General features: G+C 73.4%; 19 protein-coding genes. 9 read left to right on the top strand and 10 right to left on the bottom strand.

Features of this window, described 5'->3' with window-relative positions; all coding sequences use genetic code 11:
* Positions 1-217: 217 nt before the first annotated feature.
* The 4 genes from IE108_RS14165 to IE108_RS14180 all read right to left on the bottom strand — a co-directional run bounded on the left by IE108_RS14165 (position 218) and on the right by IE108_RS14180 (position 6,114).
* Positions 218-841: a GntR family transcriptional regulator gene (locus IE108_RS14165; RefSeq protein ID WP_064727517.1), complete on the bottom strand. Its 624-nt coding sequence runs from the start codon at positions 839-841 to the stop codon at positions 218-220.
* 209 nt (positions 842-1,050) lie between these two features.
* Positions 1,051-2,820, bottom strand: a complete 1,770-nt coding sequence (gene sucB, locus IE108_RS14170; RefSeq protein ID WP_064727516.1) for a 2-oxoglutarate dehydrogenase, E2 component, dihydrolipoamide succinyltransferase — start codon at positions 2,818-2,820, stop codon at positions 1,051-1,053.
* 63 nt (positions 2,821-2,883) lie between these two features.
* Complete coding sequence (gene lpdA / locus IE108_RS14175) at positions 2,884-4,272, bottom strand: dihydrolipoyl dehydrogenase (RefSeq protein WP_064727515.1); 1,389 nt, start codon at positions 4,270-4,272, stop codon at positions 2,884-2,886.
* A 306-nt stretch (positions 4,273-4,578) separates the two neighbouring features.
* A complete protein-coding gene (locus tag IE108_RS14180) occupies positions 4,579-6,114 on the bottom strand; it encodes a leucyl aminopeptidase (protein ID WP_064727514.1) in 1,536 nt (511 codons plus the stop codon).
* Between the two features lie 241 nt (positions 6,115-6,355).
* Between IE108_RS14180 and IE108_RS14185 the strand changes: the two genes are divergently transcribed.
* Positions 6,356-7,159, top strand: a complete 804-nt coding sequence (locus tag IE108_RS14185) for an endo alpha-1,4 polygalactosaminidase (RefSeq protein WP_064727513.1) — start codon at positions 6,356-6,358, stop codon at positions 7,157-7,159.
* Between the two features lie 9 nt (positions 7,160-7,168).
* On the opposite strand, the gene IE108_RS14190 is transcribed toward IE108_RS14185, so the two are convergent.
* Positions 7,169-7,951: an adenosylcobinamide-GDP ribazoletransferase gene (locus IE108_RS14190; protein WP_064727512.1), complete on the bottom strand. Its 783-nt coding sequence runs from the start codon at positions 7,949-7,951 to the stop codon at positions 7,169-7,171.
* A 90-nt stretch (positions 7,952-8,041) separates the two neighbouring features.
* On the opposite strand from IE108_RS14190, the gene IE108_RS14195 reads away from it, so the two are divergent.
* A complete protein-coding gene (locus IE108_RS14195; RefSeq protein ID WP_064727511.1) occupies positions 8,042-8,794 on the top strand; it encodes a hypothetical protein in 753 nt (250 codons plus the stop codon).
* Positions 8,795-9,155: 361 nt separating this feature from the next.
* Here the strand turns inward: IE108_RS14195 and cobT are convergent, their stop codons facing one another.
* Positions 9,156-10,229 (bottom strand): nicotinate-nucleotide--dimethylbenzimidazole phosphoribosyltransferase, encoded by a 1,074-nt coding sequence (gene cobT / locus IE108_RS14200; protein ID WP_064727510.1) that lies wholly within the window; start codon positions 10,227-10,229, stop codon positions 9,156-9,158.
* Between the two features lie 143 nt (positions 10,230-10,372).
* Here cobT and IE108_RS14205 point away from each other — a divergent pair, with 143 nt between their 5' ends.
* The gene (locus IE108_RS14205) at positions 10,373-11,092 is read left to right on the top strand and encodes a class I SAM-dependent methyltransferase (RefSeq protein ID WP_064727509.1); all 720 of its coding nucleotides are present in this window, start codon (positions 10,373-10,375) and stop codon (positions 11,090-11,092) included.
* On the opposite strand, the gene IE108_RS14210 is transcribed toward IE108_RS14205, so the two are convergent.
* On the bottom strand, positions 11,081-12,280 hold the full coding sequence (locus IE108_RS14210) for a bifunctional adenosylcobinamide kinase/adenosylcobinamide-phosphate guanylyltransferase (RefSeq protein ID WP_064727508.1): 1,200 nt from the start codon (positions 12,278-12,280) through the stop codon (positions 11,081-11,083). The genes IE108_RS14205 and IE108_RS14210 overlap by 12 nt on opposite strands.
* A 161-nt stretch (positions 12,281-12,441) precedes the next feature.
* Between IE108_RS14210 and IE108_RS14215 the strand changes: the two genes are divergently transcribed.
* Complete coding sequence (locus tag IE108_RS14215; RefSeq protein ID WP_064727507.1) at positions 12,442-12,687, top strand: hypothetical protein; 246 nt, start codon at positions 12,442-12,444, stop codon at positions 12,685-12,687.
* Between the two features lie 34 nt (positions 12,688-12,721).
* Here the strand turns inward: IE108_RS14215 and IE108_RS14220 are convergent, their stop codons facing one another.
* From IE108_RS14220 to IE108_RS14230, 3 genes are all read right to left on the bottom strand, one after another.
* Complete coding sequence (locus IE108_RS14220; RefSeq protein ID WP_064727506.1) at positions 12,722-13,798, bottom strand: S1C family serine protease; 1,077 nt, start codon at positions 13,796-13,798, stop codon at positions 12,722-12,724.
* A 66-nt stretch (positions 13,799-13,864) separates the two neighbouring features.
* On the bottom strand, positions 13,865-14,569 hold the full coding sequence (locus tag IE108_RS14225) for a class I SAM-dependent methyltransferase (RefSeq protein WP_064731716.1): 705 nt from the start codon (positions 14,567-14,569) through the stop codon (positions 13,865-13,867).
* Between the two features lie 83 nt (positions 14,570-14,652).
* The gene (locus IE108_RS14230; RefSeq protein ID WP_079163811.1) at positions 14,653-15,324 is read right to left on the bottom strand and encodes a DUF3043 domain-containing protein; all 672 of its coding nucleotides are present in this window, start codon (positions 15,322-15,324) and stop codon (positions 14,653-14,655) included.
* Positions 15,325-15,568: 244 nt separating this feature from the next.
* Here IE108_RS14230 and IE108_RS14235 point away from each other — a divergent pair, with 244 nt between their 5' ends.
* The 5 genes from IE108_RS14235 (at position 15,569) to IE108_RS14255 (ending at position 21,981) form a co-directional block, all read left to right on the top strand.
* Positions 15,569-16,351, top strand: coding sequence for a PspA/IM30 family protein (locus tag IE108_RS14235; protein ID WP_079163492.1), 783 nt, complete (start codon positions 15,569-15,571; stop codon positions 16,349-16,351).
* Between the two features lie 23 nt (positions 16,352-16,374).
* Positions 16,375-16,659: a PspA-associated protein PspAA gene (gene pspAA, locus IE108_RS14240; protein ID WP_064727502.1), complete on the top strand. Its 285-nt coding sequence runs from the start codon at positions 16,375-16,377 to the stop codon at positions 16,657-16,659.
* 142 nt (positions 16,660-16,801) lie between these two features.
* Positions 16,802-18,031 carry a sensor histidine kinase gene (locus IE108_RS14245; RefSeq protein WP_064727501.1) on the top strand — a complete coding sequence of 410 codons (1,230 nt, stop codon included), beginning with the start codon at positions 16,802-16,804 and terminating at the stop codon, positions 18,029-18,031.
* Positions 18,028-18,711, top strand: coding sequence for a response regulator (locus IE108_RS14250; RefSeq protein ID WP_064727500.1), 684 nt, complete (start codon positions 18,028-18,030; stop codon positions 18,709-18,711). Before IE108_RS14245 ends, IE108_RS14250 begins: the two co-directional genes overlap by 4 nt.
* A gap of 156 nt (positions 18,712-18,867) precedes the next feature.
* On the top strand, positions 18,868-21,981 hold the full coding sequence (locus IE108_RS14255; protein WP_064727499.1) for an efflux RND transporter permease subunit: 3,114 nt from the start codon (positions 18,868-18,870) through the stop codon (positions 21,979-21,981).
* Positions 21,982-22,012: the final 31 nt, after the last annotated feature.

The following is a 22,012-nucleotide window of genomic DNA, read 5'->3' on the forward strand; positions in this document are numbered from 1 at the left end:
AAGGGTTGAGGGGCAAAACCTCTCGATACCGAGAAAGTCGGCACGGGGTGCCTTCGGCGATGGCACGGAGTGACGGTGCCCGTCGGGGGGTTTGTGCAGGTGAGGTGGGGTGGGCGCGGATGAGCTCGGGGGTGCGGTTGTGTGGCGGGTGCGGGTGCCGTCGTGGCTGATCGCGCAGTTCCCCGCGCCCCTTCCGGGGCGCAGCGCCCAGGGGTGGTCAGGCCCGGGGCGCGCAGCCGAGGACGTGGGCCTTGACGATTTCGGGGATCCGCGGATCCCGGCGGCGGAAGGCCGCGACCAGCTCGTCGTGCTCCTCCGCGTACGACTGCTGCACCGTCCCCAGCCACCGTATCGACAGCGCCGTGAAGACCTCGATGCCCAGGCCCTCCCACGTGTGCAGCAGCACCGAGTTGCCCGCGGCGCGGACCAGCTCCCGGTGGAAGCCCACCGTGTGCCGCACCTGCGCCGTGCCGTCGGCGCCCCGGTCGGCCTCGTACAGCGCGGCGACGTGCGGCTCCAGGGCCGAGCAGTCCACGGCCAGCCGCTCGGCCGCCAGCTCGGCCGCGATCGCCTCCAGGCCGGCCCGGACCGGGTAGCTCTCCTCCAGGTCGGCGGCGGTCAGATTGCGCACCCGGACGCCCTTGTTCGGCGCCGACTCGATCAGCCGCAGCGACTCCAGCTCCCGCAGCGCCTCCCGCACCGGCGTCTGGCTGACCTCCAGCTCGGTGGCGATCCGGCGCTCCACGATCCGCTCGCCCGGCTGCCAGCGTCCGCTGATGATCCCTTCCAGGATGTGCTCGCGGATCTGTTCGCGCAGCGAGTGGACGACGGGCGCGGTCATGGGAGCTCCTTCGGGAGGGGCCCCTTCGGCCCCCTGGGGCGGCTGACGTTGAGCAACAATACGGCCGTCCCGGCGCGCGGGCAGGGCGCACGGGGGCGCTTCGGCGCAGGTGAGACGAGACTTACACAGCGTTCCCCGCCCGGAACACGGCGATGCCCCCGCCCGGAGGATTCCGGGCGGGGGCACCGTACAGGCCCACTGGCGAGGGACTACAGGCCGAGCTCGACCTCGAACTCGCCGGCTTCCAGGATCGCCTTGACCGCCGTCAGGTAGCGGGCGGCGTCGGCGCCGTCCACCAGGCGGTGGTCGTAGGACAGGGTCAGGTACGTCATGTCGCGGACGCCGATGACCGGGCCGTCCTCCGTCTCGATGACGGCCGGACGCTTGACCGTGGCACCGATGCCGAGGATGGCGACCTGGCCCGGCGGCACGATGATCGTGTCGAACAGCGCGCCGCGCGAGCCGGTGTTGGAGATGGTGAAGGTCGCGCCGGCCAGCTCGTCCGGGCTGATCTTGCTGGCCCGCACCTTGCCCGCCAGGTCGGCGGTCGCCTTGGCGATGCCGGCCAGGTTGAGGTCGCCGGCGTTCTTGATGACCGGGGTCATCAGGCCCTTCTCGGAGTCCACCGCGATACCGATGTTCTCGGTGTCGAAGTAGGTGATGGTCCCCTCGGCCTCGTTGATCTTGGCGTTGATCGGCGCGTGCGCCTTCAGCGCCTGGGCGGCGGCCCGCACGAAGAACGGCATCGGCGAGAGCTTGACGCCCTCGCGGGCCGCGAACGCGTCCTTGGCCCGGCCGCGCAGCTTCATCAGGCGGGTGACGTCGACCTCGACGACCGACGACAGCTGGGCCTGCTCGTGCAGCGCCTTGACCATGTTGTCGCCGATGACCTTGCGGATGCGGGGCATCTTGACGGTCTGGCCGCGCAGCGGGGAGGCCTCCAGGGTGGGGGCCTTCTTCGCGGCGGTGGCCGTGCCACCGGTCGCGGCGGCCGGCGCCGGAGCGGCGGCCTTGGCGGCCTCGGCGGCGGCGATGACGTCCTGCTTGCGGATGCGGCCGCCGACGCCGGTGCCCTTGACGGTGGACAGGTCCACGCCGTTCTCGGAGGCGAGCTTGCGCACCAGCGGGGTGACGTAGGCGCCGTCGTCCGCCGGCTGGGCCGCGGCCGGGGCGGCCTTGGGCGCCGGGGCGGCGGGCTGCGGGGCGGGGGCCGGGGGCGCCTGCGGGGCCGGGGCGGCCGGAGCCGGGGCGGCCTGCGCGGGAGCCGGAGCCGGGGTGGGCTCGGGCTCGGCCGGGGCCTCCTGGGCCGGGGCTTCCTGGGCCGGCGCCTCCTGGGCGGGGGCGGCGGCCGGGGCGGAGCCGGCCTCACCGATGACGGCGAGCTTGGCGCCGACCTCGGCGGTCTCGTCCTCGCCGACCACGATCTCCAGCAGGGTGCCGGACGCGGGGGCGGGGATCTCGGTGTCGACCTTGTCGGTGGACACCTCGAGCAGCGGCTCGTCGGCCTCGACGCTGTCACCGACCGACTTCAGCCAGCGGGTGACGGTGCCCTCGGTGACGGACTCGCCGAGCGCGGGCAGGACGACGTCCGTGCCCTCGGCGGAACCGCCGCCGGACTGCTCGGCGCTCGGCGCGGGCGCCGGGGCGGACTGCTCGGTGGACGGGGCGGCAGCGGCGGGCTCGGGAGCGGGCTCGGCGGCCTGCTCGGCCTGCGGGGCCTGCTCGGCGGCCGGGGCGCCGGTGCCGTCGTCGATCAGCGCCAGCTCGGCGCCGACCTCGACGGTCTCGTCCTCGGCGACCTTGATGGAGGACAGCACGCCCGACGCGGGGGCCGGGATCTCGGTGTCGACCTTGTCGGTCGAGACCTCGAGCAACGGCTCGTCGGCCTCGACGCGCTCACCCTCGGCCTTCAGCCAACGGGTGACGGTGCCCTCGGTGACGCTCTCGCCGAGCGCCGGAAGGGTTACGGAAACCGCCATGGTTTCGGTTGCTCCTTACGAAATTGCGGAAGTCTGTGTCGTCGCGCCCAGTGACCGGGGAGGTCAGTCGTGGGAGTGCAGCGGCTTGCCGGCCAGCGCCAGGTGCGCCTCGCCCATCGCCTCGTTCTGCGTCGGGTGGGCGTGGATGAGCTGGGCCACCTCGGCGGGCAGCGCCTCCCAGTTGTAGATCAGCTGGGCTTCGCCGACCTGCTCGCCCATGCGGTCGCCGACCATGTGGACGCCGACCACGGCACCGTCCTTGACCTGCACGAGCTTGATCTCGCCCGCGGTCTTGAGGATCTTGCTCTTGCCGTTGCCGGCCAGGTTGTACTTCAGGGCGACGACCTTGTCCGCGCCGTAGATCTCCTTGGCCTTGGCCTCGGTGATGCCCACGGAGGCGACCTCGGGGTGGCAGTACGTCACCCGCGGCACGCCGTCGTAGTCGACCGGGACGGTCTTCAGGCCGGCGAGCCGCTCCGCCACCAGGATGCCCTCGGCGAAGCCGACGTGCGCGAGCTGGAGGGTGGGGGCGAGGTCACCGACGGCGGAGACGGTCGGGACGTTGGTCCGCATGTACTCGTCGACGAGGACGAAGCCGCGGTCCATGGCGACCCCGGCCTCCTCGTAGCCCAGGCCCTGGGAGACCGGGCCGCGGCCGATGGCGACGAGCAGGACCTCGGCCTCGAACTCCTTGCCGTCGGCGAGGGTGACCTTGACGCCGTCCTGGGTGTACTCGGCCTTCTCGAAGAAGGTGCCCAGGTTGAACTTGATGCCGCGCTTGCGGAAGGCGCGCTCCAGCAGCTTGGAGCTGTTCTCGTCCTCGACCGGGACGAGGTGCTTGAGGCCCTCGATGATCGTGACGTCGGCGCCGAAGGACTTCCACGCGGACGCGAACTCGACGCCGATGACGCCGCCGCCCAGGACGATCGCCGACTTCGGCACGCGGTCCAGCTTGAGGGCGTGGTCGGAGGAGATGATCCGGTCGCCGTCGATGTTCAGGCCGGGCAGCGACTTCGGCACGGAGCCGGTCGCCAGGAGCACGTGGCGGCCCTGGACCCGCTGGCCGTTCACGTCCACGGAGGTCGGCGAGGACAGCCGGCCCTCGCCCTCGATGTAGGTCACCTTGCGCGAGGCGATGAGACCCTGGAGACCCTTGTAGAGGCCCGAGATCACGTCGTCCTTGTACTTGTGGACGGCCGCCATGTCGATGCCCTCGAAGGTGGCCTTCACACCGAACTGCTCGCTCTCGCGGGCCTGGTCGGCGATCTCGCCCGCGTGCAGCAGGGCCTTCGTGGGGATGCAGCCGTTGTGCAGGCAGGTACCGCCGACCTTGCCCTTCTCGATCAGGGCGACGTCCAGGCCCAGCTGAGCCCCGCGCAGGGCCGCGGCGTAACCACCGCTGCCACCGCCGAGGATCACTAGGTCGAAAACGGTGCTGGCGTCGTTCGCCACGTCACGTCCTCCATGCATGTGCGCCACGCCGGTCTCCAGTGACCGGTCGGCGGCTGGTGTCCGGCCGCTCTTTGTTCTCGGCCCTATGGGTGGGCCCTGTCCTGCCGGGCTCCATCTTCGCACTTGTGAGAGGCGAACGAGACGTGGGGCCGGGGTGTGAGACGCCCCACGTTCCGGTGAGGAGAAGGACCGCCGCACTCGCTTCCGACGGCACCGCCACGCCGCCGGGGGTGCGGGGAACCGCGCGACCAGCCACGACGGCCCTGCGGCCGCGAGATCCCCGCACCCCCGATCTCTCAGGCGCCCCTAGCCCAGATCACCCGCGGCCGCCAGCTCGGCGACCCGCACCAGCGTCCGCACCGCCGTGCCCGTGCCGCCCTTCGGCGTGTACCCGAACGCGCCGCCCTCGTTGAAGGCCGGGCCCGCGATGTCCAGGTGCGCCCAGGCGATGCCCTCGCCCACGAACTCGCGCAGGAAGAGGCCGGCCACCAGACCGCCGCCCATCCGCTCACCCATGTTCGCGATGTCCGCGGTCGCCGAGTCCATCCCCTTGCGCAGGTGCTCCGGCAGCGGCATCGGCCACGCCGGCTCGCCGACCTCCTCGGCCGCCTCGTGCACCGCGGCGCGGAACGCGTCGTCGTTCGCCATCACGCCGTACGTCCGGCTGCCCAGCGCCAGCATCATCGCGCCGGTCAGCGTCGCCACGTCGATGATCGCGTCCGGCTTCTCCTGCGAGGCCGCCCACAGCGCGTCCGCGAGCACGAGCCGGCCCTCGGCGTCGGTGTTGAGCACCTCCACCGTCTTGCCGCTGTACATCCGCAGCACGTCACCCGGGCGCGTGGCGGAGCCGGACGGCATGTTCTCGGCCAGCGCCAGCCAGCCGGTCACGTTGACCTCCAGGCCCAGCCGCGCGGCGGCGACGACCGCGGCGAACACGGCGGCGGCACCGGCCATGTCGCACTTCATCGTCTCGTTGTGCCCGGCCGGCTTCAGCGAGATGCCGCCCGAGTCGTAGGTGATGCCCTTGCCGACGAAGGCGAGGGACTTCGTCGCCTTGGACGACGTGTACGACAGCTTCACCAGCCGCGGACCCGCCGCCGAACCGGCGCCGACGCCGAGGATGCCGCCGTAGCCGCCCTTGGTCAGCGCCTTCTCGTCGAGCACCTGCACCTTGATGCCGTGCTCCTTGGCCGCGGCCTGCGCGACCGCCGCGAAGGCCTCCGGGTTCAGGTCGTTCGGCGGGGTGTTGACCAGGTCGCGGGCGCGGTTCAGCTCCTCGGCGACGGCCGCGGCGCGCTCGACGGCCGCCTTGTACGCCTTGTCGCGGGGCTTGCCGCCGAGCAGCGTGGCCTCGGCCAGCGGCGCCTTGCCGTTCTTCGCCTTGGCGCCGCCCTGCTCCTTGTAGGCGTTGAAGGAGTACGCGCCGAGCAGCACGCCCTCGCCCACCGCACCGGCGTCGGCCGCCTCGGAGAGCGGGAGCGCGAAGGCCGCCTTCTTCGCGCCGGCCAGGGTGCGGGCGGCGACGCCGGCCGCCCTGCGCAGCGCCTCGGCGTCGAAGGCGGCGTCCTTCTCGGGCTGGGCGCCGAGGCCCACCGCCACCACGAGGGGTGCCTTGAAGCCGGACGGAGCGGGCAGCTTCGTCACCTCGCCCTCGGCGCCGGAGGCACCGAGGGTCTCCAGGACGCCGGCGAGCCGGCCGTCGTACGCCTTGTCCACGGCCTCGGCGCCGGGTGCGACGACCAGACCCTGGGACCTGGCCGACGTGTCCTTGGCGACACCGATCACGATCGCGTCGGCCCGGAGGCCGGGCGCCGCTGCGGTGCTGAGAGTGAGAGCAGTCACGGTGGTGAATTCTCGCTTCCGTATGAAGTCTGGTGTGGCCGAATGCGGGTGGGTCGACCGGGCCCGACATCCGACCCTAGATCCCTCCTGCGACGCGGTCCTCGCCCGGGCGGGCGAACACCCGGGACGAGCCTACGCTCGCGCCCGCGCGCGTCCCCTCCCACGGGGCCGCGGTTTTCCGCCGGGTGCCCGCGATGGGAGATCATTCCCGGACACGCCGTCCCTCAGCTTGGAGCACCCCGTGAGACGCCCGGTCCTGTCGACAGCCCTTCTCCTGCTGCTGCTCGCGGGGTGCACCTCGTCCCCGGTCGGGGGCGGGGAGGGCGCGGACGGCGCGGATCGCGGGGACCACTGGCGGCCGCGGCCCGGCACCGCCTGGCAGTGGCAGCTCAGCGGGAAGCTCGACACGTCCGTGGACGTGCCCGTCTACGACATCGACGGCTTCGACCACCCGAAGGCCACGGTCGCCGGTCTGCACGACGACGGCCGCAAGGTCATCTGCTACCTCTCCACCGGCGCCTGGGAGGACTTCCGGCCCGACGCGGGCAGGTTCCCCGAGTCCGTGCTCGGCAAGGGCAACGGCTGGGAGGGCGAACGCTGGCTCGACGTCCGGGCGACCGACGTCCTGGAGCCGCTGATGGCCGAACGGCTCGACATGTGCCGGGAGAAGGGCTTCGACGCCGTCGAGCCGGACAACATGGACGGCTACCGGAACGAGACCGGCTTCCCCCTCACCGCGGACGACCAGCTCCGCTACAACCGGCTGATCGCGGATCTCGCCCACGAGCGCGGGATGGCCGTCGGACTCAAGAACGACCTGGACCAGATCCCCGAACTCGTCGACGACTTCGACTTCGCGGTCAACGAGCAGTGCGCGCAGTACGGCGAGTGCGCGGACAACCTGCCGTTCATCGAGGCCGGCAAGGCGGTCTTCCACGTCGAGTACGAGCTGCCGACGGAGCGGTTCTGCGCCGAGTCCCGGGAGATGCGGCTCAGTTCGATGCTGAAGAAGTACGAGTTGGGGGTGGAGCGGGAGGCTTGCTGAGGCCGGGGTTCAGCCCAGGACCGACACCACCAGGGCCGTGGTGGCCGCCGTCTCCGCGACGCCGCCGAAGACGTCACCCGTGACCCCGCCGAAGCGGCGGACGCAGTGCCGCAGGAGCAGTTCGGCGGCGGCGACCGCGGCCAGTACCGCGACCGCCGTGCGCGCGATCCCGTACGGGCCGAGCGGCGCGCCCGCCGCCGCGGCCGCCAGCGTCACCGCGGCGGCCACGGCCAGTGCCGCGCCGGACGGGACCACGCCGGCGACCGCCGCGCCCAGCCCCTCCGGGCGGGCGGCGGGCACGCCGGAGCGGGCGGCCAGCGTGAGCGCCAGCCGGGCGGCGGTCGCCGAGACCACGGCGGCGAGCGCGCCCCGCGCCCACGAGCCGTCGTAGGCCTGGGCCAGCGCGGCCACCTGGGCGAGGAGCGTGAACAGCAGGGCCAGCACGCCGAACGGCCCGATGTCCGACTGTTTCATGATCCGCAGGGCGTCCTCGGCGGGCTTGCCGCTGCCCAGCCCGTCCGCGGTGTCGGCCAGGCCGTCCAGGTGGAGTCCCCGGGTGAGCACCGCCGGTACGGCGGTCGTGGCGACGGCGGCGAGCAGGCTGCCGGCGCCCAGGAACAGCAGCAGGAGCCCGGTGCCGGCGGCGGCCGCGCCGACGGCCAGACCGGCGAGCGGCGCGCACAGCATGCCGCCGCGTGCGGCCTCCCTGTCCCAGCGGGTCACCCGGACCGGGAACACGGTGAGGGTGCCGAAGGCGAAGCGGAGGCCGTCGGGGGAGGGGGTGCGGGACACCGGCGCAGACTACCCGGCGGCGGTCTGGGCCGGCGGGGCGGGCGGGGTGGTCGGCAGGGCGCGGATGAGATGCGGGGATAAAGTGCGCATATGGGAGATTGGTGGCAGCGGAACATCCTGGAACCCGGCAAGCTGCCGCTGCTCCTCGCCCTGGGGTCCTTCGTGCTGACGTTCGTGATCACCCGGGTCATCACGCGGCTGATCCGGGCGGGCAAGGGGCCCTTCGGGAACGTCCAGGCGGGCGGGGTGCACATCCACCACGTGGTGCCCGGCGTACTGCTCACCGTCGTCGGGGGGTTCGGGGCGGTCGCCGGGGGGCGGCACGGGTTCGGGTCCGCACTGGCGGCGGTGGTCTTCGGCATCGGGGTGGGGCTGGTGCTGGACGAGTTCGCGCTGATCCTGCATCTCGACGACGTGTACTGGAGCGAGGCGGGGCGCCAGAGCGTGGAGGTCGTGGTGCTCACGGCGGCGCTGGTGGGGCTGGTGCTGGCCGGGTTCACACCGTTCGGGGTGAACGGGGTGGACCAGGACGAGCTGCAGGACCGGGCGAGCGTCATCACGACCGTCGCGGGGAACTTCCTGTTCTCCCTGCTCGCCCTGGCCAAGGGCAAGGCGCGGCTGGCGGTCTTCGGCGTGATCGTGCCGGTCATCGGCTTGGTGGGGGCGGTGCGGCTGGCGCGGCCCGGGTCGCCCTGGGCCCGGCGCTTCTACGCCGGGCGGCCGCGGGCGCGGGCGCGGGCGCGGCTGCGGGCCTATCGCCATGATCGGCGGTGGTCGGGGCCGCGGCGGGTGGTTCAGGACTGGATCGGGGGGCGGCCGGATCCTCCGGCACGGGATGCCTGACGGCGTCTTCGGGGGGCGATGCCTGCGGCGGCCTGTGGCTGGTTCGGTGGGGGTGCGTGTAGCGCGGTGCGTGGTGTTTCGGGTCGGGGGTGCGCCGGGGGGTGTCCGTCCTCGGAACGGCGCGGAATCGGTGGCTCAAGATCCCAGGGGCGTTGACGCGCCAACCGCTGCGGGCGGACACCCCCCGGCACACCCCCTTCTCGCCGTACGCGGCTCTCCCACCCAGCTGCGGGCAGTCGTGCCGCTGGGGCGGCACGGGTGGGCGCGGGCGGCACCCCGCTACGCCGGGCTGCGTCACCCACCCCCGGCCCGCACCCACCCCGGGTGACACGTGAACGCCGGGCCCCGCACCCGCGGCGGGTCACTCCGCCGGGGCCGGTTCCTTCGGGGCGGGGGACTCCGGCAGCTCCGCTGCCAGGGATGCCGCGGCCTGGACCAGGGGGAGGGCCAGGAGGCCGCCCGCGCCCTCGCCCACCGTCACGCCCTGGGACAGCAGCGGCTCCAGGGCCATCCGGTCCAGCGCCTTCGCCTGGCCCGGCTCGCCGCTGTCGTGGGACGCCAGCCACCAGTCGGGGGCGCGGAAGGCCACCCGCTGCCCGACCAGCGCGCACGCCGCCGAGACCACGCCGTCCAGGATCACCGGCGTCTTGCGCACCGCGCACTGGAGCAGGAAGCCCGTCATCGCGGTCAGGTCCGCGCCGCCCACCGTCGCGAGCAGCCGCAGCTGGTCGCCGAGGACCGGACGCGCGCGCCGCAGCGCGTCGCGGATCGCCGCGCACTTGCGCATCCAGGCCAGGTCGTCGATGGGCAGCCCGCCGCGCCCGGTGACGACCGACGCGTCGGTCCCGCACAGCGCCGCGACCAGGACGCCCGCGGCCGTCGTACCGCCCACGCTCACGTCACCGAGCACCACGAGGTCGGTGCCCGCGTCGGCCTCCTCGTCGGCCACCGCCATCCCGGCCCGGAAGGCGGCCTCCGCCTCCTCCGCGGTCAGCGCGTCCTCGACGTCGATGCGCCCGCCGCCGCGCCGTACCCGGTGGCCGGCAACCTCGGCCGGCAAGGACTCGGGGTCGCAGTCCAGGGACATGTCGACGACGCGGACCGGGACGCCGAGCCGGCGGGCCAGCACCGACACCGGCCGGCCGCCCTCCAGGACCTCGCGCACCAACTCGCCCGCACCGCCGGCGGGCCGCGCCGAGACTCCCAGTTCCGCGATCTTGTGATCACCGGCGAAGAGCACGGCCCGGGGGCGTTCGACGGGCCGCACCGGTACGGCGGACTGGGCCGCGGCCAGCCACTCGCCCAGTTCGTCCAGGCGGCCCAGCGCTCCGGGCGGGACGATCTGACGCTCCCGGCGCGCCTCCGCGTCGCGGCGTACGCCGCCGTCGGGGCGCTCGATCAGGTCGGTGAAGTCGTCGAGATTCAGCGAGCTCATTCGCCGAACAGTACCGGCCCCGGTCGAACACCAAGGAGGGCCCGTGGGCAGCGCGCCCGGGCGGCGTCGTTGCACGCCGGAACGCGCTCACCTACGTAACGTTTTGCCTGGATTGTCGTTCCTCGTCGACCCGGGAGCCGCCCATGTCCGCACCGCCCGCCCCCTCGGTGCCTCCCGTCCCCCGCTACGGGCCGTACCGCGAGGACTGCCCCTGGTGCGGCTCCCGGCGGCTGCGGGCGCGGGTGCGCCGTGACGAGCCGCGGCAGGGCGAGCCGGGGCGGGCCGTCCTCGAACGCTGCGCCGACTGCCGGCACGGGTTCCGGAACCCGCCCTTGCCGGTGGAACCCGGGCACCCCGCGGTCCGCGCCGGAGTCCGGCTCAGACACGCGCTCGCCGCCCGGGCGATGCTCCGCCACTGCCCCGAACCCGAGAGCTGGCTGGACGTCGGCACCGGCGACGCCGACTTCCCGCACACCGCCCGCGCGTACTTCCCGTACACCTCCTTCGACGGCCTGGACGCCACCCACCGCGTGCTGCGGGCCCGTGCGGTGGAACGGGTGGAGGAGGCCTTCGTGGGGCGGCTGACGGACCCGCACATCGCGCCCAGGCTGCGCGCCCGCTACGACGTCGTCAGCCTCTTCCAGCACCTGGAGGGCGTTCCCGACCCGCGGGCCGAACTGCGGGCCGCGGTACGGGCGCTGCGACCCGGCGGGCACCTGCTCGTCGACACGGCCGACCCGCGCCGCCTGCTGCCGGCGCATCCGGTGGGCCTGGCGGCCGAGTTGGCGGCCGAGGGCTGCACGGTGCTCGGCGGCGCCCGGGGGCACCGGGTCGTCGCGCGCAAGGACGCCTCAGCCGCGTAGCACCAGCGCCTGGCCCGCCACCAGCAGCAGCACCTGCTCGCACTCGTTCGCGAACGCCGCGTTCAGCCGCCCCAGTTCGTCCCGGTAGCGGCGGCCGGACGCGGTGGCCGGGACGATGCCGGAGCCCACCTCGTTCGACACCGCGACGACCGTGCGCCGGGTGTCGCGCACGGCCTCCGCCAGCTCCCGCACCCGGTCCCCGAGGGCCCGTTCACCCCCGCCGGCCCACTCCGCGTCGTCCCAGGCGCCGACCGCGTCCATCGCGTCGGTCAGCCAGAGCGACAGGCAGTCGACGAGCAAGGGCGGCCCGTCGTCCTTCAGCAGCGGGACCAGGTCGCAGGTCTCCGTGGTGCGCCACGAGCCCGGGCGCCGCTCCCGGTGGGCCGAGACCCGGGCCGCCCACTCGGTGTCGCCGCCCCGGGTGCCGCCGGTCGCCACGTACAGCACGTCCGGGAAGGCCTCCAGCCGCCGCTCGGCCTCCACCGACTTGCCCGACCGGGCGCCGCCCAGCACCAGGGTCCGGCGCGGTACGTCGGGCACGTCCTCGTAGGCGCCCACCGTCAGCGTCGTGCCGTCGGGCACCGCCCGCGCGCCGGCCGCCGCGAGCCGCCGCGCCAGCTCGGGGCCCGGCGGCACGTCGTGGTCCAGGTGCACGGCGACGACGTCGGTGGTCGGCCCCGCCGCGCCGACCGCCCGCAGCCTCGCCAGCCCGTCCGGCCGCCCCACGACGTCCGCGAGGATCAGGTCGTACGGCTCCGCGGGCTCCTCCAGGCCGGCCGGCGCGCCCCCCGGCGGCACGTACAGCAGCCGCCGTCCGTCCGGTCCCGTCACGGCGTACCCGGTACCCGGCGCGTCCAGCGCCACCGCCCGCACCCGGTGCCCGGTCAGCAGCGCCAGCTCCCGCCCGTCCGGCACCCGCCCCGGCTGCGGCAGCCCGGCCGGCACCTCCACCGCGGGCCCGTCGTGCGGGTGCGAGAGCAGCACCTGCCGCACCCCGGCCAGGGACCGCCCGGCGCGGGCGGCGGCGAACGCGGCGCCCGGCGTCAGGTCCAGCAGCAGCGCGCCGTCGACCAGCAGCGCGGTCGCCGCGCGTGCCTGCGCGCCCTGCGCCGCGGCACAGGCCGCGCAGGGACAGTCGGGGCGGGGGAGTCCCGCGGGGGCACCGGTGCCGAGCAGAGTCACGTCCACGCACCCGATTTTCGCCGGTCGCCCGGCGACGTGCGCGCCCGAGGCCCCCCTGGGGTCACGGCGCCTTGTACGGTGCACCCCGCTCAGCGCATAGGCTGCGGTCGGAGGCCGGACCAAGATCCGGCTTCCGTTCTGCATGTGCTCACATCTTGGAGGCGTACATGGCGGCATGGACGTGGCGGTTCGAGACGGCCGACGGGGCGGAGGTCCAGCCCGCGGTGCAGCCCGAGGAGTTCACCACGCAAGGGGACGCCGAGTCCTGGATCGGGGAGTACTGGCAGCAGCTGAAGGAGGGCGGCGCGGACCAGGTGCGGCTCTTCGAGGACGCCACCGAGATCTACGGCCCGATGAGCCTGCACGCCGAGGAGGCCGGGAGCGCCGAGGAGGCCGAGGCCTCCGAGGCGTAGCCGCGGGGAGCGGGCGGGGACGGCCGCGTCCCCGTCACTGCTCGCCCAGCGTCACCTCGGCGGTGCGCTCGTCGCCGTCCCGGGTGTAGGCGACCTTCGTCCGGTCGCCCGGCGACATCGACGCCAGCGCCTCGGCCAGGGAGGTGATGTCGGCGATGCCGGTGTTCCCGACCTTGACGATCACGTCGCCGGGGCGCAGTCCCGCGTCGTCCGCGGCCCCGCCGTCGCTCACCTCGACGACGGCCACCCCGGCGGGACGGTAGCCGTCGTCGACGACCGTGCGGGCCGTGATGCCGAGCGCCGCCCGCCCCGAGTCGGTGACCCGCCCGTCCGCGACGATCTGGTCGGCGACCGTCCGCACCATCGACGCCGGGATCGCGAAGCCGATACCGGGCGCCGCGCTGTCCCCGAGGCCCGGGTCGGTCGCCGCCAGCGTCGGGATGCCGACGACCTGCCCGTCCAGGTTGACCAGGGCCCCACCGCTGTTGCCGGGGTTGATGGCGGCCGACGTCTGCACCATGTTGGCGATGGTCGCCCCGGTCCCGCCCCCGCCGCGCCCCTCGGTGACCGTGCGCCCGGTCGCCGACACGATGCCCTGCGTGACGCTGGAGGACAGCCCGAGCGGCGATCCCATCGCCAGCACGATCTGGCCGACCGCGACCTTCGAGGAGTCGCCGAAGCGGGCCGCCTTCAATCCGTCGGGCACCCGGTCCAGCTTGATGACCGCGAGGTCCTGCTCCGGGTACGAGGAGACGAGCTTCGCGGCCTCGGCGCCCTCGCTGCTGGCGGTCGTCACCCGGAAGGACTTGCCGTCCCCGACGACGTGCGCGTTCGTGACCACGTGCCCCTTGCCGTCGTAGACGATCCCCGACCCCAGCGAGTCGCCCGCCTGGATCTGCACGACCGACGGCAGTACGTCCTTGATCACCCGCTCGTAGTCGGCCTGGAGGTCGTTGGCCGCGCGCGGCGCCGCGGCCTGCGCGGTGTCGCCCTCCCGTGCCCCGCCGGCGGCCCGGTCGGTTCCGGAGCAGCCCGCCACCAGCAGCAGGGCGCAGACGGGCGCGGCGACGGAGACGAGCCTGCGTGGCCCGCGGGTACGGGAAGCGTCCATGCCCCGAGTCTCGCCGCGCACCCCTCCCGCGGCTCCCGGTGCACACCCGAACGGGCGCCGCCGGTCCTACTGGCCGCGCACCCCGCACAGGTGCAGCAGCGCCGCGATCCCGCGGTAGGGGTCCGTCCGGCCGGCCCGCTCCTCGGCGGCCAGCAGGGGTTCGAGATCGGCGGGGAGCGCGGTCTCGTCGGTCGCCGTGTCCGTGAAGACCCGCACGCCGTACCAGGCGTGCAGCGGGGCGCCGATGCTCGCGAGCCGCGCCGTCAGCGTCGCCAGCCGGTCCGCGCGCACGTCCAGGCCCAGGCGGTTGCGGTAGGCCGTGGTGTCGAAGGAGGCCAGCGCGCCGGCCCAGTCGCCGTGCAGGCCGGGGCGCATGGCGAGCGCGTCGCCGTTGCGCACGAGCAGCGACAGCAGGCCGCCCGGCGCCAGCATCCGGGCCAGCCCCGCGAGCAGCGGGTCGGGCTCCTCGACGTACATCAGCACGCCGTGGCAGAGCACCACGTCGAAGCTGCCCGGCAGGAAGTGCACCCCCGTGTCCCGGCCGTCGCCCTCGACGATGCGCATCCGCTCCCGGATGCCCTCGGGCTGGCCGGCCAGCGCGTCCCGCGCCGCGGCGATCATCGTGGCGTCCCGCTCGACGCCGGTCACCTGGTGACCGGCCCGCGCCAGCCGCAGCGACTGGGTGCCCTGGCCCATGCCGACGTCCAGCACCCGCAGGCGCCTGCCGACGGGGAAGCGCCCGGCTATCTGCTCGTCGAGCTGGCGCGCCACCATCTCCTGCCGTACGACGTTGCGCAGACCCGGCAGCTTCGCCGTCCAGGCCTCGGCCGCGTCACCGGCGAACGGTGTCGTGCTCAGGGCCGCTCTCCGCGCTTGACCTGGGGCTTGGGCAGCCGCAGGCGACGCATCTGCAGCGAACGCATCAGGGCGTACGCGACGGCACCGCGGCGGCGCTCGTCGGGGAACCGCTCGGCGAGGCGCTTCTTCAGCCGGAAGCCGGTGACGATCGAGTCCAGCACGATCAGCACGATCACGACCAGCCACAGCAGCAGCGCCACGTTCTGCAGCGAGGCCACCCGGACCATGCTCAGCACGAGGATGACCACGGCCATCGGCAGGAAGTACTCCGCGATGTTGAACCGCGAGTCGACGAAGTCGCGCGCGAACCTGCGGACCGGCCCCTTGTCGCGGGCGGGCAGGTACCGCTCGTCGCCCTTCGCCAGCGCCTCGCGCTGGCGGGCCATCGCGGTCCGCCGCTCCTCGCGCTGCCGCTTGGCGGCGTCCTTGCGCGTCAACGGCGTATTGGCGACGCTGCGGCGCTGGGACTGGGCCACGCTGCGCTTGGGCGTGGGCCTGCCCTTCGGGGCCTGCGGGTCGCGGGGCTGACTGGAGTCGGTCACCGGCGCGCTGGCGCTCTGGGCCTTCTCATCCTTGGCACGGCTACGGAACACAAAACCCAAGGGTACGGGGTGCGCGGGTGTGGGCCCTCGCGCGGTGGGGAACGATCCGGCAACGCCGGACGTCAGTAAGTGGACAGAGGGGACGTTGCGTACGCCCTCGGACACCGGTCATTGCGGACAACCCCGGGGAGCACCTACTCCTTCCGCCGGATCGGGAGCGTACGCAGTCGTCCTTGGGGATGAGCGCATCCGTCCCCGAACAGTGCGGTAATGGATGCAGGGCCCGTACTGTGGGTTCTGTTGCAGTCGCTGGAGCCAGGAGTCGGCCAGAAGGGGGCGCGCGAAGCCCATGAGCGGTGTCATGAAGCGTATGGGGATGATCTTCCGCGCGAAGGCCAACAAGGCCCTGGACCGGGCCGAGGACCCGCGCGAGACCCTCGATTACTCGTACCAGAAGCAGCTGGAGCTGCTCCAGAAGGTGCGCCGCGGGGTCGCCGACGTGGCGACCAGCCGCAAGCGCCTCGAACTGCAGCTCAACCAGCTCCAGTCCCAGTCGGGCAAGCTGGAGGACCAGGGCCGCAAGGCGCTGGCGCTCGGCCGCGAGGACCTCGCCCGCGAGGCGCTCTCCCGCCGGGCCGCGCTCCAGCAGCAGGTCACCGACCTGGAGACGCAGCACGCCACCCTCCAGGGCGAGGAGGAGAAGCTCACCCTCGCGGCCCAGCGCCTCCAGGCCAAGGTGGACGCCTTCCGCACGAAGAAGGAGACCATCAAGGCCACCTACACGGCGGCCCAGGCGCAGACCCGCATCGGGGAGGCGTTCTCCGGGATCTCCGAGGAGATGGGCGACGTCGGCCTGGCCATCCAGCGGGCGGAGGACAAGACCGCCCAGCTCCAGGCCCGCGCCGGCGCCATCGACGAGCTGCTCGCCTCCGGTGCCCTCGACGACCAGTCCGGCATGCACAAGGACGACATCCAGGCCGAGCTGGACCGGCTCTCCGGTGGTACGGATGTAGAGCTGGAGCTCCAGCGCATGAAGGCCGAGCTGGCCGGCGGCAGTACCGCGGACCGGCAGGCCATCGAGGGCGGCGAGGGCAAGGGCACGTCGCAGCCCCAGCAGCAGCCGCGGGACACCCCGCGCTTCGACAAGCAGTAGCCCACGCGCCTAGGAGGGCCGACATGATCGTACGGATCATGGGGGAGGGACAGCTGACGCTGGCCGACGACCGGCTCGCGGAGCTGAACAAGCTGGACGACGAACTCCTGGCCGAAATGGAGAACGGCGACGGCCCCGGCTTCCGCGCCACCCTCCAGGCCCTCCTCGCCAAGGTCCGCGACCTGGGCGAGCCCCTCCCGGAGGACTCCCTGGAGCCCTCGGACCTGATCCTGCCCTCCCCGGACGCCACCCTGGAGGAGGTCCAGGAACTGCTGAGCGACGACGGCCTCATTCCGGGCGGGACGTGACGTTCTGTCTTTCAGCCCGTCCGGCGTTTGAGGACGAGGCCGTCAGGCCGAAGCGGGGGTCTGGGGGCGCAGCCCCCAGCAGACGCCCACTGAACGCGGGCCCGCTCAAGCCCCACGCCCACTCCAGCTACCGTAGACAGCCGTGAGCACCCTCGCCCGCGCCCGCTGCACCCTCGGCGCCCACCCCTCCGCACTGGACAGCGCCCTCGCCGCAGGCGTCCTGGTGTGCATGGTCGCGGGCTCCTTCGCGGACCCGCACGGACCCGAGGGCGTCACCTGGAGCCTGCGCACGCCCGCCGTCCTCAGCCTCGTCCTGATGGCCGTCGGCGCCGCCGCCCTCGCCTTCCGCCGCCGCGCCCCGCTCGTGGTCCTCGGCGTCACCGGCTCCGTCTCCGTCGTCGAGAGCATCACCGGCGACCCCCGGGCCCCCGTGGTGATGTCCGCCGTCATCGCCCTCTACACGGTCGCCGCCTCCACCGACCGCCCCACCACCTGGCGCGTCGGCCTGCTCACCATGACCGTGCTGACCGGCGCCGCCATGCTGTTCGGACCGCTGCCCTGGTACGCGCAGGAGAACCTCGCCGTCTTCGCCTGGACCGGCATCGGCGCCAGCGCCGGGGACGCGGTCCGCAGCCGCCGCGCCTTCGTGCAGGCCATCCGGGACCGGGCCGAGAAGGCCGAGCGCACCCGCGAGGAGGAGGCCCGCCGCCGGGTGGCCGAGGAGCGGCTGCGCATCGCCCGCGACCTGCACGACGTGGTCGCCCACCACATCGCCCTGGTCAACGTCCAGGCCGGGGTCGCCTCGCACGTCATGGACAAGCGGCCCGACCAGGCCAAGGAGGCGCTCGCCCACGTGCGGGCGGCCAGCCGCAGCGCGCTGGACGAACTGCGGGCCACCGTCGGGCTGCTCCGCCAGTCCGGCGACCCGGAGGCACCGACCGAGCCCGCTCCCGGCCTCGACCGGCTGGACGAACTCGTCGGCACCTTCCACCACGCCGGGCTGCCCGTCGAGGTCGCCCGCGCCGACCAGGGCACCGAGCTGCCCGCCGCCGTCGACCTGGCCGCCTACCGGATCATCCAGGAGGCCCTGACCAACGTCCGCAAGCACGCGGGCCGGCAGGCGAAGGCCGAGGTCAGCGTCGTACGGGTGGGGCCGAACATCGAGGTGACCGTCCTCGACGACGGGACCGGCGACGGCGCGCGGGACGGCGCGGCCCCGGACGGCGGCGGCCACGGCCTCCTCGGGATGCGCGAGCGCGTCACCGCCGTGCGCGGCACCCTCACCACCGGTCCCCGCTACGGAGGCGGCTTCCGCGTCCATGCGATCCTTCCGGTCAGGAACCGCACCGAAGCCGCGGAGGACCCCGTATGACGATCCGTGTCCTGCTCGCCGACGACCAGGCGCTGCTGCGCAGCGCCTTCCGGGTGCTGGTCGACTCCGAGCCCGACATGGAGGTGGTGGGGGAGGCGTCCGACGGCGCGGAGGCGGCCCGGCTGGCCGCCGAGCGGCGCGCCGACGTGGTGCTGATGGACATCCGGATGCCCGGCACCGACGGCCTCGCGGCCACCCGCCTGATCAGCGCCGACCCCGCCCTCGCCCACGTCCGGGTCGTCATACTGACCACCTTCGAGGTCGACGACTACGTCGTGCAGTCGCTGCGCGCGGGCGCCTCGGGCTTCCTCGGCAAGGGCTCCGAACCGGACGAGCTGCTCAGCGCCATCCGCGTCGCCGCCGGCGGGGAGGCCCTGCTCTCACCGGCCGCCACCAAGGGCCTGATCGCCCGCTTCCTCGCCCAGGACGGCACCGCGGGCGAGGACCGCGACCCGGCCCGGGCGGAGCGGCTGGAGACGCTGACCGGGCGCGAGCGCGAGGTGCTGGTCCAGGTGGCCGGCGGCCTGTCCAACGACGAGATCGCCGAGCGCCTGGTGGTCTCCCCGCTCACCGTGAAGACCCACGTGAACCGGGCCATGGCCAAGCTCGGCGCCCGCGACCGCGCCCAGCTGGTCGTCATCGCCTACGAGTCGGGGCTGGTACGTCCAAGGGTGGAGTGACCTCTACCCGCCCGTACTGCGGCGGGAGTAGGCGCCGCATAAGGAAATGGCCCTGTGGGCTGGGGAACCGGGGCCGTCCATGGACCAGGGTGGTCGAGTGGGCGTACAGACGTGCCCCGTCCCCTCCGCTCGGCCACAGAAGAGAGACCCTGACCCATGTCCTGGCTGTCGAGGTTCAGCCTCGCGCAACGGGCCCTGATCGGGCTGATGTCGATCGTCGCGCTCGTCTTCGGGGCGATCGCGATCCCCCAGCTCAAGCAGCAGCTGCTGCCCACCATCGAACTGCCCATGGTGTCCGTGCTCGCCCCGTACCAGGGCGCCTCCCCGGACGTGGTCGAGAAGCAGGTCGTCGAGCCCATCGAGGACAACCTCGAGGCCGTCGACGGGATATCGGGCGTCACCGCCACCGCCAGCGAGGGCAACGCCGTCATCATGGCGTCCTTCGACTACGGCCCGAACACCCAGCAGCTCGTCGCCGACGTCCAGCAGGCCGTCAACCGGGCCCGCGCGCAGCTCCCCGACGACGTCGACCCGCAGGTCATCTCCGGCTCGACGGACGACATCCCGACCGTCGTCCTCGCCGTCACCTCGGACGAGGACCAGCAGGCCCTGGCCGACCGGCTCGACCGCACCGTCGTCTCCGAGCTGAAGGACATCGACGGCGTCGCCCAGGTCACCGTCGACGGTGTGCGCGACGTCGAGGTCACCGTCACGCCGGACGCCGCGAAGCTGGCCGCGGCCGGGGTGAGCCCGCAGGTGCTCGCCCAGTCCCTGCAGGCCGGCGGCGCCACCGTGCCCGCCGGCTCCTTCGACGAGGGCGGCGCCAACCGCACCGTCCAGGTCGGCGGCGGCTTCACCTCGCTGAAGCAGATCCAGGACCTCATGGTCACCGGCGAGGGCGTCGACAAGCCCGTCCGCCTCGGTGACGTCGCCACCGTCAAGGAGGAGGAGGCCAAGGCCGACTCCCTCACCCGCACCGGCGGCAAGCCGTCCCTCGCGGTCGCCGTCACGATGGACCACGACGGCAGCGCGGTCGCCATCTCGAACGCCGTCGAGGACAAGCTGCCCGACCTGCGCGAGCAGCTCGGCTCCGGCGCGGAACTCACCGTCGTCAGCGACCAGGGTCCGGCGGTCTCCAAGGCCATCTCCGGTCTGACCACGGAGGGCGGGCTCGGTCTGCTCTTCGCCGTCCTGATCATCCTGGTCTTCCTGGCGTCCATCCGCTCCACCCTGGTCACCGCGGTGTCCATCCCGCTGTCGGTGGTGCTGGCGCTGATCGTCCTGTGGACGCGCGACCTCTCGCTGAACATGCTGACGCTGGGCGCGCTGACCATCGCCATCGGCCGGGTCGTCGACGACTCGATCGTGGTCCTGGAGAACATCAAGCGGCACCTCGGCTACGGCGAGGAGCGCCGGGAGGCCATCCTCAACGCCGTCCGCGAGGTCGCCGGAGCCGTCACCTCCTCGACCCTCACCACCGTCGCCGTGTTCCTGCCGATCGGTCTGGTCGGCGGCATGGTCGGCGAGCTGTTCGGCTCCTTCAGCCTCACCGTCACCGCCGCGCTGCTGGCGTCCCTGCTGGTGTCGCTGACGGTCGTCCCGGTGCTGTCGTACTGGTTCCTGCGGCCCCCCAAGGGCACCCCCGAGGACGCCGCCGAAGCCCGCAGGCTGGCCGAGGAGAAGGAGGCCAAGAGCCGCCTCCAGCGCTTCTACGTTCCCGTCCTGCGCTTCGCCACCCGCCGCCGGCTGACCAGCGTGGCCATCGCGGTCGTCGTGCTGATCGGCACGTTCGGCATGGCGCCGCTGCTGAAGACGAACTTCTTCGACCAGGGCGAGCAGGAAGTCCTCAGCATCAAGCAGGAGCTGAAGCCGGGCACCAGCCTCGGCGCGACCGACGCCCAGGCGAAGAAGGTCGAGAAGCTCCTCGGCGACACCGAGGGCATCAAGGATTACCAGGTCACCATCGGCTCCTCCGGCTTCATGGCCGCCTTCGGCGGCGGCACGGACACCAACCAGGCCTCGTACCAGATCATGCTGGAGGACTCCGCGTCCTCCGAGGACGTCCAGGACCACATCGAGGACGGCCTCGCGAAGCTCGACGGCATCGGCACCACCACGGTCGCCGCCGGTGACGGTTTCGGCAGCCAGGACCTGAGCGTCGTCGTCAAGGCGTCCGACGCCAAGGTGCTCCGGGACGCCTCCGAGCAGGTCCGCAAGACGGTCGCCGGCCTCGACGACGTCACCGACGTCACCAGCGACCTGGCGCAGAGCGTGCCGCGCATCTCCGTCAAGGCCAACGCCCGTGCCGCCGAGGCCGGTTTCACCGACCAGACGCTCGGCGCCGCCGTCGGCCAGGCCGTGCGCGGCACGCCCGCGGCCAAGGCCACCCTGGAGGACACCGAGCGCGACGTGGTGATCCGCTCCGCGCGCCCCGCCGAGACGATCGCCGAGCTGAGGGCCCTGAACCTCGGTCCGGCCAAGCTCGGTGACATCGCCACCGTGCAGGAGGTGGCCGGGCCGGTCTCGATGACCCGCATCGACGGCCAGCGCGCGGCGACCATCACCGCCAAGCCGACCGGCGACAACACCGGCGCGGTGAGCACGGACCTCCAGTCGAAGATCAACGCGCTGGACCTGCCGGAGGGCGCCACGGCCGAGATCGGCGGCGTCACCGCCGACCAGGACGAGGCCTTCGTCAACCTGGGCCTCGCGATGCTCGCGGCGATCGCGATCGTCTTCATGCTGCTGGTCGGCACCTTCCGGTCGCTGGCCCAGCCGCTGATCCTGCTGGTGTCCATCCCGTTCGCCGCGACCGGCGCGATCGGCCTGCTGGTCGCCACCGGCACCCCGATGGGCGTCCCGGCGATGATCGGCATGCTGATGCTCATCGGCATCGTCGTCACCAACGCGATCGTGCTGATCGACCTGATCAACCAGTACCGCAAGCAGGGTTACGGGGTCGTCGAGGCCGTGATCGAGGGTGGCCGGCACCGTCTGCGGCCCATCCTGATGACGGCCCTGGCGACGATCTTCGCCCTGCTCCCGATGGCGCTGGGCGTCACCGGCGAGGGCGGCTTCATCGCCCAGCCGCTCGCGGTGGTCGTGATCGGCGGCCTGGTCACCTCGACCCTGCTGACCCTCCTGCTGGTCCCGACGCTGTACGCGATGCTCGAACTGCGCAAGGAGCGGCGGGCCAGGAAGAAGGCGGCCAAGAAGGGCCTGCCCGAGCAGGCGCAGCCCTCGCAGGAACCGGAGCCGGCCCAGGTCTGACACCCGCCGGCACGGCGAAGGGCGCCCCCGT

It is taken from the genome of Streptomyces parvulus (assembly GCF_014648855.1).
GTDB classification, from domain to species: Bacteria; Actinomycetota; Actinomycetes; order Streptomycetales; family Streptomycetaceae; genus Streptomyces; species Streptomyces parvulus.

What these genes read in the sequence shown, in the direction of transcription:
- IE108_RS14165 (WP_064727517.1), bottom strand. Translation starts at nt 841, where the DNA reads ATGACCGCGCCCGTCGTCCACTCGCTGCGCGAACAGATCCGCGAGCAC.
- sucB (WP_064727516.1), bottom strand. Translation starts at nt 2,820, where the DNA reads ATGGCGGTTTCCGTAACCCTTCCGGCGCTCGGCGAGAGCGTCACCGAG.
- IE108_RS14195 (WP_064727511.1), top strand. Translation starts at nt 8,042, where the DNA reads ATGGGAGATTGGTGGCAGCGGAACATCCTGGAACCCGGCAAGCTGCCG.
- cobT (WP_064727510.1), bottom strand. Translation starts at nt 10,229, where the DNA reads ATGAGCTCGCTGAATCTCGACGACTTCACCGACCTGATCGAGCGCCCC.
- IE108_RS14205 (WP_064727509.1), top strand. Translation starts at nt 10,373, where the DNA reads ATGTCCGCACCGCCCGCCCCCTCGGTGCCTCCCGTCCCCCGCTACGGG.
- IE108_RS14215 (WP_064727507.1), top strand. Translation starts at nt 12,442, where the DNA reads ATGGCGGCATGGACGTGGCGGTTCGAGACGGCCGACGGGGCGGAGGTC.
- IE108_RS14220 (WP_064727506.1), bottom strand. Translation starts at nt 13,798, where the DNA reads ATGGACGCTTCCCGTACCCGCGGGCCACGCAGGCTCGTCTCCGTCGCC.
- IE108_RS14235 (WP_079163492.1), top strand. Translation starts at nt 15,569, where the DNA reads ATGGGGATGATCTTCCGCGCGAAGGCCAACAAGGCCCTGGACCGGGCC.
- pspAA (WP_064727502.1), top strand. Translation starts at nt 16,375, where the DNA reads ATGATCGTACGGATCATGGGGGAGGGACAGCTGACGCTGGCCGACGAC.
- IE108_RS14250 (WP_064727500.1), top strand. Translation starts at nt 18,028, where the DNA reads ATGACGATCCGTGTCCTGCTCGCCGACGACCAGGCGCTGCTGCGCAGC.
- IE108_RS14255 (WP_064727499.1), top strand. Translation starts at nt 18,868, where the DNA reads ATGTCCTGGCTGTCGAGGTTCAGCCTCGCGCAACGGGCCCTGATCGGG.